9 protein-coding genes are annotated in these 19,106 nt (G+C 72.1%); 2 read left to right on the top strand and 7 right to left on the bottom strand.

Annotation, left to right across the window (positions count from 1 at the left end):
- Positions 1-215: 215 nt before the first annotated feature.
- Positions 216-824 carry a TetR/AcrR family transcriptional regulator gene (locus MTF69_RS35005; protein ID WP_243340414.1) on the bottom strand — a complete coding sequence of 203 codons (609 nt, stop codon included), beginning with the start codon at positions 822-824 and terminating at the stop codon, positions 216-218.
- 81 nt (positions 825-905) lie between these two features.
- Between MTF69_RS35005 and MTF69_RS35000 the strand changes: the two genes are divergently transcribed.
- A complete protein-coding gene (locus MTF69_RS35000; RefSeq protein WP_243340413.1) occupies positions 906-1,421 on the top strand; it encodes a cupin domain-containing protein in 516 nt (171 codons plus the stop codon).
- A gap of 92 nt (positions 1,422-1,513) precedes the next feature.
- Positions 1,514-2,389 (top strand): 2OG-Fe(II) oxygenase, encoded by an 876-nt coding sequence (locus tag MTF69_RS34995; protein WP_243340412.1) that lies wholly within the window; start codon positions 1,514-1,516, stop codon positions 2,387-2,389.
- A 134-nt stretch (positions 2,390-2,523) separates the two neighbouring features.
- Here MTF69_RS34995 and MTF69_RS34990 read toward each other — a convergent pair whose 3' ends face one another.
- The 6 genes from MTF69_RS34990 to MTF69_RS34965 form a co-directional block, all read right to left on the bottom strand.
- Positions 2,524-2,997: a MarR family winged helix-turn-helix transcriptional regulator gene (locus MTF69_RS34990; protein ID WP_243340411.1), complete on the bottom strand. Its 474-nt coding sequence runs from the start codon at positions 2,995-2,997 to the stop codon at positions 2,524-2,526.
- Between the two features lie 122 nt (positions 2,998-3,119).
- A complete protein-coding gene (locus MTF69_RS43585) occupies positions 3,120-3,449 on the bottom strand; it encodes a hypothetical protein (protein ID WP_308401491.1) in 330 nt (109 codons plus the stop codon).
- Positions 3,446-3,826, bottom strand: a complete 381-nt coding sequence (locus MTF69_RS34980) for a BlaI/MecI/CopY family transcriptional regulator (RefSeq protein WP_243340410.1) — start codon at positions 3,824-3,826, stop codon at positions 3,446-3,448. The genes MTF69_RS43585 and MTF69_RS34980 overlap by 4 nt, the downstream gene beginning before the upstream one ends.
- Before the next feature lie 89 nt (positions 3,827-3,915).
- Complete coding sequence (locus MTF69_RS34975; protein ID WP_243340409.1) at positions 3,916-4,542, bottom strand: hypothetical protein; 627 nt, start codon at positions 4,540-4,542, stop codon at positions 3,916-3,918.
- A gap of 356 nt (positions 4,543-4,898) precedes the next feature.
- The gene (locus MTF69_RS34970; RefSeq protein WP_243340408.1) at positions 4,899-11,237 is read right to left on the bottom strand and encodes a non-ribosomal peptide synthetase; all 6,339 of its coding nucleotides are present in this window, start codon (positions 11,235-11,237) and stop codon (positions 4,899-4,901) included.
- The gene (locus MTF69_RS34965) at positions 11,234-19,105 is read right to left on the bottom strand and encodes a non-ribosomal peptide synthetase (RefSeq protein ID WP_279346667.1); all 7,872 of its coding nucleotides are present in this window, start codon (positions 19,103-19,105) and stop codon (positions 11,234-11,236) included. Before MTF69_RS34965 ends, MTF69_RS34970 begins: the two co-directional genes overlap by 4 nt.
- Position 19,106: the final 1 nt, after the last annotated feature.

Genomic DNA, 19,106 nt, shown 5'->3' with positions numbered 1-19,106 from the left:
TGGAATCAACAAAGTTGACGTATCCCCGGCTGGGCGGGGGCGCACGTCGGCTGCGCCGGCCGCACCGCCACCGCAGAGGCCCTCTCCGTCTGGCTTCGAACATGAACTCCTACGCGACCCAGCAGTAGACGTTCTGGTTCTGGTTCTGGCGACGGGCGCTGCTGACGAGAGCGGCCAGGTCACTCACGATCGCGTCGGCGATCTCCGCGTCGATGTCAGGACCTGGTGCCGACCGCTTCCACCAGCCTGACCATGACCTCGACCGCCTCGCGGTCTGTCAGTCCTTGCTCCCGACACAGAGAACGCCACGAGGAGAACGCCGCAGCATGTCCGATCACCGCACGGCGGACCGGGTCGCAGGCCTCCGGCCAGGCATCGGCCAGCACCTCGATGTACTGCCGGGTCATCTCCGCCCGGGCCTCGCGGATCGGCTTGGGCACGGCATGCTCGTCGCGGATGACCAGCGTCAGCATCTGCTCGCCCGCGCGATAGAAGCGGTAGAGGTCGGCAAGGCCGGCCGTCAGCCGCTCGACGGGGTTCTCGATCGCGCCCCACTCTTCGGGTCGGGGCAGCCTCTGCCGCGACAGCCAGTGTCCCGAGCACGCCTCGAACAATGCCGTCTCATCCGGGAAATGCCGGTAGACGGTCAGCCGGGTGACACCGGAGCGCTCGGCGATCGCCGCGATGGTCGTCCACGCCGGGCCCGTGGTGCCGTGGAGATGCACGGCGGCCTCGACGATGCGCTGCCGCGTCCGGCCCACGTCGTCGGCGCGTTTGCGCATCTCGTAGCCACGTGGTTTCGGTGAACGCTGCTGTTCACTCAACTCTTGACATCCCGAGGTCCATGGTGAAGCCTTTTAATGGAACACCAGTGTATCTCCAAATTCTGTCGAGGAGTGATCGCCATGACAGAGCCGCTGGCCCCGCCGCTCACCATCGTCCGCCCCGGCGAGGGGGGCGAGGTCTTCCTCGGCTCGATCGGGGTCTCCTTCAAGCTGTGGGGTGCCGACACCGACGGTGCGGTCTCCGTCGTAGAGCACCCCTTCCCGGTCGGGGCACTCGTGCCGCCGCACCTGCACACCCGGGAGGACGAGTACTCGATCGTCACCGAGGGCGAGATCGGTTTCCGTTCCGGCGACCGCGAAACCGTTCTGGGTCCCGGCGGCTACATCACCAAGCCGCGCGGGGAGCTCCACGCGATGTGGAACGCCGGCCCCGTTCCGGCCCGCATGATCGAGATCATCAGCCCGGCCGGATTCGAGCACTTCTTCCGCGAGCTGGCCGAGATGCTCGCCGACGGGCCGCCATCGACGGAGGACGCAGTGCCGGTGCTCGCCGCCAAGTACGGGCTCGAATTCGGACGGCCGGCCTGGCTGCCCGGCGTCATCTCGCGGTTCGGTCTGACGCCGCCCGCCGTCTGACCGGAATCGCAGGCGTACGTGGGTGGTGTACTCCTGTGCGCCCCCATGTGCCCCTTCGGCGGCCCGGGCGACTCCGTTTACGGTTCCGGGCCATGAGCGGATACGCGAAGGAACCGGCCACGCCGACGGAAATCAGCACCCGCGACCTGCCTCCCTCCGACCAGTGGTCCACGACCCCGGTGGTGCCGTCCCCGGTCTGCCGTCTGGAGAACTTCCTCGGCGCCGAACGCGCCGCCCGCCTGCTGAGCTACGCGATCTCCCGGGAGCCGGACTTCCGCGCCGGAACGGTCCTGGACCCGCTGTCGGGCCAGGTCTCACACAAGGGCCGCAGCTCCCTCGTCCTCCCCGTGACCAGCTCCGTGCTGAGCAGGCACCTCGCCGACTGCCTGCCGCTCGTCCAGGAGGTGCTCGGCCACCGGGCCGCGCTCACGCACACCCTGACGGTGCTGACCGCGCACGGTGAAGGGGGCCACTACGGCATGCACACCGACGCCTCACGGGTCCGCGACGTCGGTACGGCGCTGTCGGCCGTGTACTACCTCCACCGCAGGCCCCGCGGCTTCGACGGCGGCCAACTCCGGCTGTACGACACTCTGCTCGGCGACGGCGGGGCGCAGCCCGCGGAGTCCTACCGCACCGTCGAACCCGAGCACGACACCATCGTCTTCTTCCCGGCGAGCGCCTTCCACGAGGTCGTCCCGTCCACCTGCCCCAGCGGGCATTTCGCGGATCACCGGTTCACGCTCACGACGTGGATCAGCGGTGCCGGGGCCGCGGAGGCGGCGCACGGCCAGTCGTTCGGGATCCTGCCGTGGATGGCACGCGCGGCCGAACACACCCGCCCCCTCACGGATGTGGAGCACGACCACGACGGCGCACGGCCCATCGCACTCCCGCCGACCGTGCCTGCCACCCAACTCGCCCTCCCCGCGGCCCGCACGAGCCAGGAGCGGCCACACGCCCTGTGAACGTGGTCAGGCAACGGCCGGCGTCGCGTGCGCGCGGGCGTGCTCCGCCAGAGAACCGGTCAGGAATCCAGGTGCAGGGCGTATCTCACGGGCGGAGCCAGAGCCCGGCAGCCAGGTGATCCCTCGGAGCGCGCCTAGGGCGAGGACGGTGGCAGGACGCCGGCGCGGGTGGCCGATGCGCGTACTCGCCGCAGCAGGTAGCGCAACTGGGCGCGCTCGCCCTTCGTCAGGGATGCCAGCAGTGTGCTGTGCAGTGATTCCAGATCGTTCTGCATCGTCGTCAGGGCCGCGGTTCCGGCGGCAGTGAGGGCCACCACCTCGTGCCGGCCGCCCATGTTGACGACCATGGCCTGCATCAGGCCCTGCGCGAGGAGGTCGTCGATCACCTGCGCGATGGCGGTCGGCGTCGCCTGCAGCTGCTCGGCGAGATCGAGCCGGGCGTGCGGTCCGAGATCGGACAGCGTCCTGAGGACCGTTTGGTGGAGGGGGCCCAGGAGCCGCATGCCCGGCCGCTCGGCCATCAGCGCGTCCACTGCCCTGCCTGCTTCTGCCAGCAGGTACGCGATCTCCTCCGAGGGGCTCGAGGGTCCGCTACCCCTGTCGTACACGTCGCATCCAATCGCCGGGCCTTAGATAACCCTCCGGCCCGGGACGCGCAGACAGGCGTCGTCCGTGGCGTACTGCCGTGCGAGGAAGCCGGGCGCACTCAGCTCGGGGTGAAGGAAGCCCTTCAGTTCCGGCATGGTGAGGTAAACCTAGGCTCACCATACGTGACCTGGAGCGATTGGTCTACGTCAATGTCGTCAGTCGCGTGGTTCAGCCGGCGAGCAGAGCCCTGGCGGTGAGCGGGCGGGCCGGGAGTGCGGAGCATGCCCGTCGTCACGACGACCCGGCCGGCGCGCCCCCGCCACGCGGGCAGTGCGAAGGCGTGCGGGTCGCCGTCCGGTACGACCAGGAGGTCGCCGTCGGACACGGCGTCGCCAGTGGACGCCCGGGTCGCGGCCGCCGCGGCCCAGGGAAGGGTCAGGGGCAGCACGACCAGGACGAGGGCGAGGGTCATGCGCCTTCCTCTGCCTCCAGGAGCAGGCGCCTGAGCGCGTCCTCGTCATCTCCGGACAGCGAGGACACGAACCGCTTCAGGACCAGATCGCGTTGGGGTCCCCGGTCGAGTTCCCGGTGCATGCGGCCGGCCGCCAGGCCTGCCGCGTCGTCCGCCGCGGCGTAGGCGAATCCCCGGCCCTCGCGGGTCCGCAGGACCGTGCCCTTCTCGTACAGGCGGACCAGGATCGTCGTCACCGTCGTTCTCGCCAGGTCCCGGCCGAGGGCGGCGTTGATCTGCTGCGGCGTCATCGGCTTGTCGGCCGCCCACAGGATCGCCAGTACGTCCGCGACGAGCTCACCGTGCGGACGCCTCGCGTCCTGGCCTTCCTCCGCCATCCTGCTACCGCCCCGCTACTGCACCGGACCACGACGTCCGACGTCTATATAGGTTTGCCTTACCTACTGTACGGGGGTGTGGTGGCGCATCAGCGTTGGTGCCCGCGGCCCTCCGGACGGTCTTGCCGGTCCGCCGTAGCCGGTGGGGCGCCGGCGCTGGAGGCTTCGGTGCGGTCGACCAGCCGGTAGGAGAACGGGTGCTTGAGCCGCCGCTTGGGGCGCCGGACTCGCCCCTGGGCCACGGCTGTCTCGATGAGACTGTCGATCAGCGGATTCTCGCGGCGTATCCGTAGGATCTGGTCGCTCCTCAGGCCGATGCTCGCAGCCGCAGTGCCGAGAAAGGCCCCCTGGAGGATGGATCGAAGAACCAGGTGGAGGCCGAGTCCATTGATCCGTCCACGCGGGGCGACCTCGTGCGCGACGGCGAGGGCCGATGCCGACGCCATGGCGTTGTCGAAGGAAGGGTCCTTGCGCCAGCTCGCGAGAATGGACTCCGAGACTCCGGCTGCGGTGGCGCATCCTGCGGGCCCGAGCCCCATCGCGGCCGCGTGGAGCGCGTTGGCACGTCGGAGGTTCGTCTCGGCGGCGAGATTTCGCCGGCCGTGGACCGCAGTGGTCAACGCCTCGTCGATGTCGGGGGACGAGGCGAGCTCGGCGATCAGCAGTTTCGCCCACTCCTGGCGCTGGGCCAGCTGATCCGGTTCCGGGTTCTTCACTTTCCGCAAGCCTCCTGCCGGACTACGTCGTTCTCCGCGTTCATTGTGGGGCTCGTGGCCCGCTGAAGGAGTGATCCCATGAAATGGATCTTCTGGATGGTGGTGAGGCCGATGCGGAATCCGACCCGACTGCCAAGGGCGTACGGACGCGGCCGATGCCCCGCATCGGTGACAACGGGCGCCGGATTCCGGGGAGTTGATGGACCATTCCGTCAAATTTAGGTAAGGCAAACCTTATTGTTTTATGGGTGTGGGGGGAAGGGGGTTCTGGCCGATCAGCGACGCGACACGGTTGCGGCCGCCCGTGACGCTACGGCCCACGGGGCCCGGGCCGTTGTGAGCCCGGGCCCCGTGGATCAGCTACCGCTCGTCTCCCGTTCCCGGATCAGTACCGCCAATGCCTCCGCCGTCGGATGGGCGAAGAAGTCGGCGATCCCGAGGTGGACGCCGGCAGCCTCCTTCAGCCGCTCACGCAGGCGTACGAGGAGCATGGAGTGTCCGCCCAGGTCGAAGAAGCTGGCCTCGGCACTGACCTCCGGCACCTCCAGGAGGTCGGCGAACACCGAGCAGACCAGTTCCTCCCCCTCGCCCTGCGGGCGCCGGCCGCTCGGACGGACCTCCTCGCGGGGGGCGGGGAGGGCCGCACGGTCGAGCTTGCCGTGATCCGTGAGCGGCAGTTCGTCCAGGGAGACGAACGTCGAGGGAACCATGTAGTCGGGAAGCGAACGGGCCAGCGCGACGCGCAAGACCGAAGGATCCACCACGGCGCCGCGCGCCGGCACGCAGTACGCGACGATCCGCTTCCCGCGGGCGCCGTCCTCCCGGACCACGACCGCCGCCTGCTCGACGGAAGCCTCCGATGCCAGCGCCGCCGTGATCTCGCCCAGTTCGATGCGGAAGCCCCGGATCTTCACCTGCTCGTCCGTGCGGCCGAGGTAGTCGACCGAACCGTCCGGCATCCACCGGACGAGGTCACCGGTCCGGTACATCCGCGTTCCCGCCGGTCCGTGCGGATCGGCGACGAAGCGCTCGGCCGTCAGGGTCCGGCGTTCCAGGTATCCGCGGGCCAGCCCCGCGCCCGCCAGGTAGAGCTCGCCGATGACGCCCGGCGGCACCGGCCGCAGCGCCGCGTCGAGGACGTAGGCGCGGGTGTTCGCCGTGGGGCGTCCCACGAGAGGCCGGTCGCTGTCGCCGACGCGCGCGGCGAGCGCGTCCACCGTGCCCTCGGTGGGCCCGTACAGGTTGAACGCCGCCGTGCCGGAGAGGTCGCGCAGCTGCTTCCACATCGGAGAAGGGACCGCCTCGCCGCCAACCCCCCAGGCCAGCAGCGGAGAACGGCCTTCCTTCACCAGCCCGGCACCCGCCAACTGCATCGCGTGCGAGGGCGTGACCTCGATGAAGTCGATGCGGTGATCCTCGATGAAGGACACGAGCAACGACGGGTCGCGCAACGTGTCCTCGGTGATGATGTGCAGGGCATGACCGTCGAGCATCCACAACTGGGGCTGCCAGGAAGCGTCGAAGGCGAACGACCAGCCGTGCGCGACCCGCAGCGCGCGGCCCCCGGCGGTGGCGACCGTCGGGCGGTAGAGCAGCTCGCGGTGGCTGTGGAAGAGGTTCGCGATGCTCCGGTGCTCCACGACCACGCCCTTGGGCAGACCCGTGGAACCCGAGGTGTAGATCACGTACGCCGGGTGGTTGCGCGATGGGGTGGGCAGTGCCGGCCTGCCCGCTCCCGTGTCACCCTCCCCGCCGAGGGCCGACTGGACTTCGGCGGAGTCGAGCAGCAGCGTGTCCGTGGCCACGGTCCCGGCCCGGTCGGCCAGCTCCGCCGTCGTGATCAGGAGTCGGGGCGCGCTGTCACCGAGGATGTGCTCGATGCGGCCGGCCGGGTATCCCGGGTCGATCGGCAGGTACGCGCCCCCCGCCCGCATGACGGCCAGCAGTGCCACCACCGTGTCCGCCGTACGCGGCAGCAGCAAGGCCACGATCCGCTCCGGGCCGACCCCGCGGTCCACCAACAGCCTGGCCAGGCGTGCGGTCCGCTCCTCCAGCCCGGCGAAGGTGTAGGAGGTTTCCCCGCACACCAGGGCCGTGCTGTCGGGGGTACGGCGCACCTGCTCCTCGAACAGCTCGGTCAGCGTGCCGGCGCCCCCCGGCAGCGAAGTCCCGCTCCACTCCCCGAGCACCCGGCTCCGCTCCTCGGAGGAGAGCAGTTCCAGGCTTCCCAGGGGCCGGTCGGGCTCGGCCACGACGGCCTGGAGCAGGCGCACGAGCCGGGTGGCCATGTTCGACACCGTCGCCGCGTCGAAGAGGTCGGTGCTGTACTCGATGCCGAGGGTCATGCCGTCGGCGCCCTGCACCTCCACCACCTCGAATGCGAGGTCGAACTTGGCCGTGCCCATCTCCACCGGCTCCTGAACGGCCGTGCACGCGCCGAGCGTCAGGTCGAGGGCGGGCCGGCTCTGGTGGCTGAGCATCACCTGGAACAGGGGATGGCGTGCCATGGAGCGCGCGGGGTTCAGCAGCTCGACCAGCCGCTCGAACGGGATGTCCTGGTGGGCGTAGGCGGCGAGGTCGGTCTCCCGGGTCCGGGAGACCAGGGTACGGAAACCGGGATCACCGGAGGTGTCCGTGCGGAGCACCAGGGTGTTCGCGAAGAACCCGACGACCTCGTCGACGGCGTCGTCGGTCCGGCCCGCGATCGGAGTACCGATCGGGATGTCCGTGCCGGCGCCCAGACGCGTCAGCAGCGCCCCGAGCGCCGCGTGCAGGACCATGAAGACGCTCGCGTCGCAGCGTCTGGCCAACGTCCGCAGGGAACGGTGCAGTTCTGCGGGGATCTCCGCTTCCACGGTGGCGCCGCGCAGTGTGGGGATCGCGCGCCGCGGGCGGTCGGTGGGCAGCGTCAGCTCTTCGGGCAGCCCGTCCAGGGCCTTGCGCCAGTACGAGCTCTGCGCCTCCAGGAGCCCTGGTGCGTCCTCGGACTCGCCGAGCAGCTTCCGCTGCCACACGGCGTGGTCCGCGTACTGCACGGGCAGCGGAGACCAGCCCGGGGTCTTCCCGCTCGCACGGGCCGTGTATGCGTCCGCGAGGTCCCGTAGGAGCGGCAGTGCGGACCAGCCGTCGGCCGCGATGTGGTGCAGGACCAGAAGGAGCACCTGCTCCTGGGGGCCGACCGTGAACAGCTCGGCCCTGAAGGGCTGTTCCTCGTCGATCCGGAAGGGGTGGGCGGCGGCCCGCGCCAGACGGTCCGCGAGCTCGCTCCCGGTCACGTCGCCGGCAGGCATCAGGGGCCGGGCCGCTTCGGGGGCGAGGATGAGCTGACGAGGTGTGCCGTTCTCGTCGGGGAGGACCGTACGCAAGGCCTCGTGGCGCTCGGTGAGGTCACCGAGGGCCGCCCGCAGCGCATCGGTGTCGAGGGGCCCGGACAGCCGCGCGGCGAAGGCCATGTTGTACGCCGGGTTGGGTCCCTCCAGCCGGTACAGGAACCACATGCGGGCCTGCGCGAACGACAGCGGGAGCGGATCGGGCCGTTCACCACCGCGCAGGACCGGCCGGTCGGCTCGGTCGCCCAGACGCGTGCCGAGCGCGGCGACGGTCGGGTGGTCGAAGACGGTGCGCAAGGGCAGCTCGACGCCGAGCACCGAACGGACCCGGCTGGCGAGCCGGGTCGCCAGCAGCGAATGGCCGCCCAGCGCGAAGAAGTCGTCGTCGATGCCGACCTGGGGCAGGCCCAGCACCTCCGCGAACAGATCGCACAGGATCCCCTCGGAGGGGGTCCGGGGTCTGCGGCCGTCCGCGGACGGCTCCTGGTCCGGGTCCGGCAGCGCGGACCGGTCCAGCTTGCCGCTCGGTGACAGCGGGAGCGAGTCCAGGACGACGTACGCGGAGGGGAGCAGTTGCGGCGGCAGGCTCGCCGCCAGCGCGGTGCGCAGCACGGACGGATCGGGTGCCGAGCCGGGTGCGCCCACGACGTAGGCGACGAGGACCGGATCGGACTGCCGGAGCACCGTACGGGCGACCACGGCCGCCTCCGTGACCTCGGGCCGGCTCAGCAGGGCGGCCTCGATCTCCCCGGTTTCGATGCGGAAGCCGCGGATCTTGACCTGGCCGTCGGTGCGGCCCAGGTACTCGACCACGCCGTCCGGGGTACGCAGGGCGAGGTCACCGGTCCGGTACATGCGCGTGCCGGGCGCCCCGTACGGGTCGGCGACGAAGCGTTCGGAGGTGAGGTTCGGCCGGGCGAGGTAGCCGTCGGCGAGCTGCGTGCCCGACAGGTACAACTCCCCGGGCACGCCGGCCGGTACCGGCCGCAGTGCGGCGTCCAGCACGTACACGCTGGTGTTCCAGACGGGCCGGCCGATCGGCACCGCCGCTCCGGGGGCACCGGCGGGCGGACACGGCCAGGAGGTGACGTCGACCGCGGCCTCGGTGGGTCCGTAGAGGTTGTGCAGTTCCACCTGTCCGCCGTACAGCGCGTGGAAGGTCTCGACGAGGTCGCCGCCCAGTGCCTCTCCACTGCACAGGACGCGGGTGAGGCCCGTGCAGCCTGCGCTCTCCGGTTCCTGGAGGAAGGCCCGCAGCATCGACGGGACGAAGTGCGCGGTCGTGACCGCACGCTCCTGGATCAGGCGTGCCAGGTAGCGCGGATCCTGGTGGCCGCCGGGCTTGGCCACGACCAGCGTGGCGCCCGTGATCAGCGGCCAGAAGAACTCCCACACCGACACGTCGAAGCTCGACGGGGTCTTCTGCAGGACGCGGTCGCAGGCGGTGAGGCCGTACTCGTCCTGCGTCCACAGCAGGCGGTTGACGATGGCGCGGTGCGGTACGACCACGCCCTTGGGCCGCCCGGTCGAACCCGAGGTGTAGATCACGTACGCGGGGTGCTCGGGGCGCACCGGCACCCGGGTGCCCGTGGCCGGCGGCAGCGCGGCGGCGTCGGCCGAGTCCAGCGCGAGGACGGCGGCGCCGGGCGCCGGAGCGTCAGCGGGAAGGAGAGCCAGCGTTGCCGAGTCGGAGAGCAGCGCGGCCGGTTCGGCGTCCTCCAGCATCAGGGCCAGGCGCTCGGCGGGATATCCCGGGTCGAGCGGGAGGTAGGCGGCCCCCGCCCGCAGTACGGCGCCCAGGGCCACGATCAGATCCACCGAGCGGGGCAGGGCGACCGCGACGATGTCACCGGGCCGGACTCCGCGGGCGACGAGCCAGTCGGCGACCTGCCCGGCGCGTGCGTCGAGCTCCGAGTAGGTCAGCTCCTGGTCCTCGAACAGGACCGCGGTGGCATCCGGCGTCCTCACCGCCTGGTCGGCCAGCAGCGCCGTCAGCGTGGTGTCGGGGACGGCCTTCGTGGTGTCCGAGGAGGTCAGTGCGTGCGTTTCGGCCGCGTCGAGCAGGTCGATGCGGCCCAGGGGAGTGTCGGGCGCCGTGGCGAACGCCGTCAGGGCCCGGCGCAGCCGCTCGGCGATCCGTGCCACGTCGTCCCGGGCGATGACATCCGGCCGGTACCCCAGCTCCAGGCGCATGCGCCGGCCCGGCAGGACGGTCAGCGCCAGCGGGTAGTGCACGCCCTCCCCGCCCCCCGAATCCGTCAGGCGCAGACCGGGCGCGAGCTCGGCCAGGCTGTCCGGGTCGAAGGGATAGTTCTCGACGACCGCGAGGGTGTCGAACAGGTCTCCTCCGCCCGCGATCCGCTGGATCTCGGCCAGCCCCAGGTGCTGGTGGTCGGCGAGCCGGGACTGCTCCTCCTGGAGCCTGGCCAGCGCGACGGCGTACGGCTCGGCCGGCGGCAGACAGACCCGTACGGGAACGGTGTTGATGAAGACGCCGACCATGGCCTCCACACCGGGCAGGTCGGCCGGCCGGCCCGAGACGGTCGTCCCGAAGACGACATCGTCGCGGCCCAGCGACCGGGCCAGCGCAAGACCCCACGCCCCCTGGACGACCGTGCCCAGAGTGAGGCCGCGGGAGCGTGCGGTGGCGCCGAGCGTGGTGGTGAGCTCTTCGTCCAGCTCGACGACCAGACCGAGGGGCACCTCCGTGACCGCCGAGCCGGCACCCGGGGCGATCAGGGTCGGCTGCTCCTGGCCCGCGAGCGCGGTGCGCCACGCGTCCGCCGCCGCGCCCTTGTCCCGGGCTCCCAGCCATTCCGCGTAGCGGCGCGGCGAGGCGACGGGCGCAAGGGCGCGGTCGCCGCCCGACGTGTACAGGGCGAACAGGTCCTGCACGAGGATCGGCTGCGACCAGCCGTCGAGGATGATGTGGTGCACCGTCAGCGTCAGCCGGTGGTGCTCCGGTCCGAACCGTACGAGGGCGAACCGGATCAGCGGCGGTCGGCCGAGATCGAAGCGCTGCTCCAGGTCATGCTTCGTCAGCCGGTCCGCCTCGGCCTCGCGCCCCGCCTCCGCGACGGCACCGAGGTCGGTGAACGTCCACGGGACGGTGGCCCGCCTGGGTATCAGGGCGGCGGCGCGGCCCTGCTTGTTGCGGCGGAAGGCGGCGCGCAGAGCGGGGTGCCGGTCGAGCAGGCGCTGGGCGGCGACGTGCAGCCGATCCGGGTCCAGGTGACCGCTCAGGGTGAGGGAGAGCTGTCCCGCATACACGTCGTGGCCCTGGTCGTCCAGTTCGGCGCGGAAGAGCAGACCCTCCTGAAGGGGCGTGAGGGGGAGGATGTCTTCGAGGTCGGACCGGGCAGTCACGAAAGGCTCCAATCGGATTCAAAATCGTCGATCTCGTCCTGGCTGAGGCCAGTCAGGGAGAGGTCGGAGGGCGTCCAGCCACCGGCGTCGGGGTTGTCCGCGTGCACGGACAGCGCGTCCAGGTAGGCGAGCCAGGCGTCGGCGAGGGACCGTACCCCCGCTTCGTCCACTGCCTCCCCGGCCCAGGAGAAGGTGGCGCGCAGGACCGGGCCGCGGGGGTCTGCGGCGACGAGGGCGTCGATCTCCAGGCGATGCCCGAGGGGCAGGGCCGGGTCGGTGCGGTGGAAGAGACCGGCCTCACCGGCGATGGGCTCCCACGGGGTCCGTCCCTCACCGCCACCGATGCGTCCGAGGTAGTTGAAGCAGATCTCGGGCACGGGCAGGGCGGCGAGTTCGCCGGCGGTGTCCGGGTTCAGGTGGCGCAGGGCGCCGAACTCCAGACCGCCGTCGCCGCCGTCCTGAACGGCCCGCACCTGCTCCTTCACGGCCTTGAGCGCCTGGCCCACTTCCGGCCCCCCGTGCCTGGCGGTCGTGGGGTCGACGCGGCCGGCGTCCAGCCGTACGGGATGGACCGTGGTGAACCAGCCGACGGTGCGCGACAGGTCGGTACCGGGAACGGCGGACTCGTAGCGGCCGTGGCCCTCCAGCTGTACGACGACACCGGTGTCGGCCCCGCCGGAGCCGGGCCGGCTGCGGCTCTGCTCGGACAGCGACAGGGCGAGAGCGGTCAGCAGCACGTCCTCGGTGCCGCAGTGGAACGCGGCCGGAATCTGCGAGAGCACAGCCCCCGTCAGCTCCGGTCCGACCTCCACCGTGTGCCGGCGCGAGGTGCCCGTGGTGTCGCGTGCCGGGTCCAAGGGGAGGCCGGGCAGGCTGACTCCGTCACTCAGAGCGGCCGTCCACTTCTCGGCCCTGGTCGGGGCGCCGTCGGCCGCGTAGGCGCGGAGCCGGTCGGACCACGTCCGTACGGACGTCCCCGTCGGGGCGGCCGTCGGGTCGTCCCCCTGCCAGGCCGCCGCGAGGTCGGCGCACAGGATCCGCCACGACACCCCGTCGACCACCAGGTGGTGGATGACGAGGACCAGCTGTCCCGCGGCAGCCGGATCGGCGCCGGGCTGCCACACCGCCTGAAGCATCGTTCCGTCAGCGGGCCGGAGCCGGTCGGCGGCGGCAGCGGCCTCGTCCGCGAGGTCTGCGGCGGCGATCCGGAGCAGGTCTTCGGCCCGGACCGTACCGGGCTCCGGCACGTCCAGGGCCCACCGCCGGTCATCCGTGCGCACCAGGGACGAACGCAGCACCGGATGGGCGTCGAGCACCGTCTGCAGCACCGAGACGAGCCGGTCCCGCGTCAGTCCGCCCGGGGTCACGAGCGTCATGCCCTGGCTGTACGCGTCGATCGGCGCCGGCGGGTCGACGGACTCGGAGAGCTCGCGCAGCCAGGCCATGATCGGGGTTTCGGCGATCCGGCCGGTACCCGGGTCGGCGGGCGCCGTGGCGGCGCCGGCCAGCGGCGTGGCGACCGCCGCCAGCGCGGCCGGGCTCTGGTGGCGGAACACCTCGCGGGGCCCGACGGACCAGCCCGCGGCGCGGGCCCGGCTCACCAGCTGGATGGAGACGATGCTGTCGCCGCCCAGTTCGAAGAAGTTGCTGTCGACGTCCACGCCTTCCTGGCCCAGCAGGTCGGCGAACAGGTCCCGGAAGACGCGCTCCGCCTCCGTCGCCGGGCTCCGGCCGCCGCCCGCGACGGGCAGCTCGGGCAGGGGCAGCGCGGCCCGGTCCAGCTTGCGGTTGCCGGACTGGGGCAGGCTTTCCAGCGCCACCCACAGCGAAGGCACCATGTGCTCGGGGAGCAGCGCCGACGCGTGCGCGCGCCAGCCCTCGGGATCGGCGGCGCGGCCGGGGGCCGGAACCACGTACGCCACCAGGCGGCGCGAGCCGGGCAGGTCGTCCCGGGCGATGACCGCGACCTCGCTCACGCCGTCGTGCCGGCCGAGGACCGCCTCGATCTCGCCGGGTTCGATGCGGAACCCCCGGATCTTCACCTGGTGGTCGGCGCGGCCGAGGCATTCCAGCTCGCCGTCGGCCGTCCACCGCGCGAGGTCACCCGTGCGGTACATCCGCTCGCCGGGCTCGCCGAACGGGGCCGCGACGAACCGCTCGGCGGTCAGGGCCGCGCGTCCGAGGTAGCCGCGGGCGAGCCCGGCGCCGGTGATGTACAGCTCGCCCGTGACGCCCGCGGGGACCGGGCTCAGACGCGCGTCGAGCACGTACGCGCCGGCGCCCGCGATGGGCCGTCCGATGCGGGGCGCTCCCTGCCCGGTGACCTTGGCCACGACGGAGTCGACGGTGCACTCCGTCGGCCCGTAGAAGTTGTAGGCGGTCACCGCCCCGTTCTCGCCGAGCTCCCGCCACAGGGCGTCGGGCATGGCATCGGCGCCGGGGCCGAGGAGCACCGGGCGGTGCCTGTCTTCGGCGAGGAGGCCGTGCTTCATCAGCTGTTGCAGGTGGGCGGGGGTCAGGTCCAGGTAGTCGATCTCCTGCGCCGCGACGTAGCCGGCCACCGCTTCGGCGTCGGGGTAGGTGTCCTCGTCGAGGACGTGCAGCTCGTGGCCGCCCGCCATCAGGACCACCGGGTCCAGCGAGGCGTCGAAGGCGAAGGAGGCGATGTGGCCCACGCGGATGCGTCGGCCTCCTGCCTCGGGCACCTCGGGCGGGAACAGGGTCGAGGTGTGCGCCGAGAACAGGTTGGACAGGTTGGCGTGCGATACGACGACACCCTTGGGCTTCCCGGTGGAGCCGGAGGTGTAGATGACGTAGGCGGCGCCCTGCGGGTCCACCGCACCCGTCGGCACGGGGGATCCGGCGGGGGCCGGGTCCTCCAGGAACACCGTCGGGACGTCGACACCGCCGGGCGGGGTGAAGCCGAGTTCCCTGGAGGTGAGGACGCACACCGGTGCAGCGTCGAGCAGGGTCTCGGCCAGTCGCTCCGGGGGATAGGCCGTGTCCAGGGGAAGGAACGCGGCGCCCGACCGCAGCACACCGAGCAGGGCGGGCACCATGTGGCGGCGGGGGAGGGCGAGCGCGACCAGCTTCTCCGGGCCGGCGCCGCGGCTCGCCAGCAGCTGGGCCGTCCGGTCCGCAGCGGCGTCGAGCTGCGCGTACGTCATGTACTCAAGGGCGCCGTCGGCGCCCCTGGTCACCAGGGCCACGGCGTCGGGAGTCAGCGCTGCCTGCCGCGCCACCACCACGTGCAGGGCGGGTGCGGAGGGTGCGGGGACCGGCGGGGCGAGCAACACCGCGCGCTCCTCGGCGGAGAGGAGGTCGTGCCGGTCCACGGGCAGTTCGGGCCGGCTGACCAGCGAAGCCAGCAGCCCGCCCAGGCGCGCCGTCAAGGCGTCGACCGTGGAGCGGTCGAAGAGGTCACGGCTGTACTCGGCGAAGCCGCTGACGTCGCCCGGCTCGGTGTCGGGGTCGAAGTCCTCGATGAACGTCAGGCTGAGGTCGAAGGTCGCCGTCTCGGTGGCCACGACGTGGGGACGCGAACGCAGGCCCTCGACGGGGAGTTCGGAGGCGGTGCCGCTCTGGTGCACCACCATCACCTGGAACAGCGGGTGGCGGGCCGTGGAGCGCGGCGGGTTCAGGATCTCGACGAGCCGCTCGAACGGCAGGTCCTGGTGGTCGTACGCGTCGAGGTTGGAGCGCCGGACCCGGAGCAGCAGCTCCTCGAAGGACGGCGAGCCCGAGATGTCGGTGCGCAGCACGAGCGTGTTGACGAAGAACCCGACCATGCCTTCGAGCGCCGCGTCGGGGCGGCCCGCGACCGGGGTGCCGAGGGGAATGTCCTCGCCAGCCCCGAGCCGTCCCAGCAGGACGGCCACGGCGGCCTGGTAGACCATGAAGGGGGTGACGCCCAGCCGGCCCGCCAGCTCGCGCACGGCGCGTGCGGTGTCGTGGCCGACCTCGAAGCGGGTCAGGCCGCCGGTGTTGCCGGACTCGGCCGGCCGCGGCCGGTCCGTCGGCAGCCGCAGCTCGTCGGGAGCACCGTCGAGCGCCGCCCGCCAGTACGCCGCCTGCACGGCGGCCGGACTCTGCGGGTCGGCGGGGTCGCCCAGCGCCTCACGCTGCCAGACGGCGAAGTCGCCGTACTGCACCGGGAGGGGCTGCCACGCGGGGGCCGCGCCGCCGCGGCGGGCCTCGTAGGCCTCCGCGAGCTCACCCACGAGGACCTGCAGGGACTGACCGTCACCGGCGATGTGGTGCAGGAGCAGGAGCAGGACGTGGTCGTCCTGACCGAGGTGCAAGACCGTGGTCCGCAGGGGCGGTTCCTCCGCCAGGGCGAAGACGTGCGCCGAGGCGGAGGTCAGCGCGGCCTCCAGGTCGGCCTTGGCGACGGTGCGCACTTCCAGGCCCGCCGCCCGGAACTCGGGCAGGACGACCTGCACCGGGCTGCCGTTCTCCTCCAGGAAGACGGTACGCAGGATGTCGTGACGGCCGGCCACGTCCCGCACGGCGGCGTGCAGGGCCGCGGTGTCCAGCGGCCCCTCGATCCGCAGGGCCAGCGGAATGTTGTAGGCCGCGCCGGCTTCCTCCAGACGGCTGAGGACCCACAGCCGCTGCTGGGCGAAGGACAGCGGCGCCGGGCCGCCGCCGTCACGGGGACGGAGCGCAGGAAGTCCGGTGGCCGGGCCGGTGGCCGCCGCACCGGACAGACGGGCGATGCCGGCGGGGGTCGGTGCGTCGAAGAGGGCGCGCAGCCGCGGGCGGAAGCCCAGTTCGGAGTCGATGCGGCTGATCAGCTTTGCGGCGAGCATGGAGTGCCCGCCCAGCTCGAAGAAGTCGTCGTCCGGGCCGACTTCGGGAAGTTCCAGCACGTCGGCGAAGAGCAGGCACAGGCGGGCTTCCTCGGCGCTCGCCGGGGCGCGGCCGACCGTGGCCTTGTACACGGGCACGGGCAGGGCCCGGCGGTCGAGCTTGCCGTTGCTGGTCAGCGGCAGCTCCTCCAGCGGCACGATGGCGGCCGGGACCATGTGGTCGGGCAGCGTCACCGCGAGTTCCGCGCGCAGCCGCGCGGTGTCGGGCCGGCCGCCGGGCGCCGAAGGCGTGACGTAGGCGACCAGGCGGAGGTCGCCCGGAGTGTCCTCGCGGGCGATGACGGCCGCCTGGGCGACCTCGGCGTCCGCGCGCAGCAGCTGTTCGATCTCGCCGGGCTCCACCCGGAAGCCGCGGATCTTGACCTGGTGGTCCACCCGGCCCAGGTATTCCAGGATCCCGTCGGGTGTCCAGCGGGCCAGGTCTCCGGTGCGGTACATCCGCGACCCCGGAGCGCCGTAGGGGTCGGCGACGAAGCGTGAGGCCGTGAGGTCCGGCTGGTCCAGGTATCCGCGGGCCAGGCCTTCGCCCGCCACGAAGAGCTCACCTGGAGTGCCGGGCGCGACGAGACGGAGACGGTCGTCCAGGAGCCGCACCGAAGTGCTGTGCACGGGGCGCCCGATGGGAACGACCGGGCGCGGGTGATCCGGTGAGCAGGCCCACAGGGTGGCGTCGACGGTCGTCTCGGTGGGGCCGTACGAGTTGAACATGCGGGTGGTCGCCGACCACCGCCGCATCATCTCGGGCGGACACGCCTCACCGGCCACGATGAGGGTGACATCGGCGGGCAGGGCCCGCTCGTCCGGCAGCGTGGCGAGGACGCCGGGCGGCAGGGTCAGGTGGGTGACGGCATGGCGGGCGCAGAACTCCGCCAGCGGCACCCCGAGCCGCTTGTCGGAGGGAACGATGACGAGCGCGGCACCGGTGAGCAGACCCATGGTCCATTCCCACACCGAGGTGTCGAAGCTCATCGACGCGAACTGCAGGACGCGGGCTCCGGGACCCGCGCCGAGCTCCTCGGCCATGGTCGACACCAGGCTCGGTATGCCCACGTGGGTGACCACGACGCCCTTGGGACGCCCGGTCGAGCCCGAGGTGAAGATGAGGTACGCGGCCTGCTCGGGGGTGGCCGGACAGACTCCGAACGGGGCGGGCGCGTCCGCGCCCCGGTCCGCGTCGTCGATCCGCAGGACGGGGATGCCGGCTATGGGAAGCCGCGGAGCCGTACCGCTCTCGGTCACGAGGAGCGCCGGCCGGGCGTCCTCCAGCATCATGGCGATCCGGTCCGCCGGGTAGTCCGGGTCGACCGGCAGGTAGGCGGCTCCGGTCTTCAGCACGGCCAGGGCGCTGATCAGGAAATTCTCGGAGCGGGGCAGCGCGATGGCCACGACTCTCTCGGGAACGGCACCGCGCGCGGCGAGTTCGGCCGCGAGGAGGTCCGAGCGCTCGTCCAGCTCCCGGTACGTCAGGGAACCGCCGGCGGAGCCCGGCCCTTCGGCCTCCCAGACGAGGGCTTGGGCGTCGGGGGAACGCCGGGCCTGCGCGCGGAACATCTCCGCGATGGTCGTGTGCCGTTGCGGACGGCGGTCGCTGCCCCAGGTGTCGAGGACCAGCTCGCGCTCGCCCGGGCCCAGCAGCTCGATGTCACCGAGCGGTGTGTCCGGCCGGTCCAGCGCGGAGGCCAGCAGGGTTTCGAAGCGACGGATCAGATCTTCGACCGTGGCCTCGGAGTAGAGGTCGGTGCGGTAGGTGATGTCCAGGCCGAGGGTCCCGTCGGGGGACAGGATCGCGGCCATCGCCAGGTCGAACGCCGCCGCGCCGTTGTCCACGGGACGTTCGGTGACCCGTACGCCGGGCAGGTCGAAGCCCTCCCACACGTCGCTGCGCAGGGAGAACATCACGTCGAAGAAGACCTGGTGGCCGGCGGCCCGTTCGGGGCGCAGCTCCTGCACCAGGGTGTCGAACGGGACGCGCTGGTGTGCGTAGGCGGACAGGCAGACCGTGCGGACGTCCCGGAGGAAGGAGCGGAAGGTGGTGTCGGCCGTGGTGCGGCTGCGCAGCACGAGGGTGTTGCCGAAATTGCCGACGAGCGCGTCGGCTCCGGGGTCCTCGCGGTGGACGGTCGGAGAGCCGACCATCAGGTCGTCGGTTCCGCCGACGCGGTGCAGCAGGGCGCTGAACGCCGCCAGCAGGACCATGAAGGGAGTGGCTCCCTCCGACCGGCCGGTCGCGTGCACGCGCTCCCGGAGGGTCGCGGGCAGCGTACGGGTGATCCGGCCGCCCTGCTCGGCCCGGTCCCCGGTGCGGGAGAAATCGGTGGCGAGGGGCAGCGGCGGGGGAGGGTCGGCCAGGGTGCGCCGCCAGTAGCCGAGGTCCTCTTCGGTCCAGCCGGGCCGCTTCGCCTCGCGGACGGCGATGTCGGCGTACTGCGCGGCAAGCGCCGGCAGTTCGCCCCCGGTGTAGACGGCCCGCAACTCGGTGAGGAGTACGGACCAGCTGGCGTCGTCCCAGGCGATGTGGTGGGCCACCAGCAGCAGGACGTGCTCCTCCGCCGAAAGGCGCAACAGCTTCAGCCTGACCGGAAGGTCGGCGGTGAGATCGAAGGGCTGGGAGGCGAGTTCGGACGCCGCCCGGTCCACCGCACCCTCGCGTTCCGGCGCGGGCAGCGAGGACAGGTCGGTGGTGTCGAAGCGCAGTGCCTGCGAGTCCACCGCGACCTGCGTCGGCTCCCCGTCGTCGGCCGCACGGTACACGGAGTGCAGCACCTCGTGACGGTCGACGACCGTCCGCAGTGCCCGCTCCAGGCCTTCCTCCGACAGGGGCCCGGTGAGACGGGCGCCGACACAGACGTTGTACGCGACGCCTTCCGGGTCCAGAGCGTGCTGGAGCCACATCCGGCGCTGGGCAGCCGAAAGCGGAGCCGGGCCGAAGTGGCGGGCCGACACGGGAGCTTGACCGGAAGCGGCTTTCACCCCTCGCTCGGCCAGGCGGCGGCGCATC

This window comes from Streptomyces sp. AP-93, assembly GCF_022808175.1.
In the GTDB taxonomy this organism is placed as follows: domain Bacteria; phylum Actinomycetota; class Actinomycetes; order Streptomycetales; family Streptomycetaceae; genus Streptomyces.
This window is presented reverse-complemented; position numbering and strand designations above follow the sequence as displayed.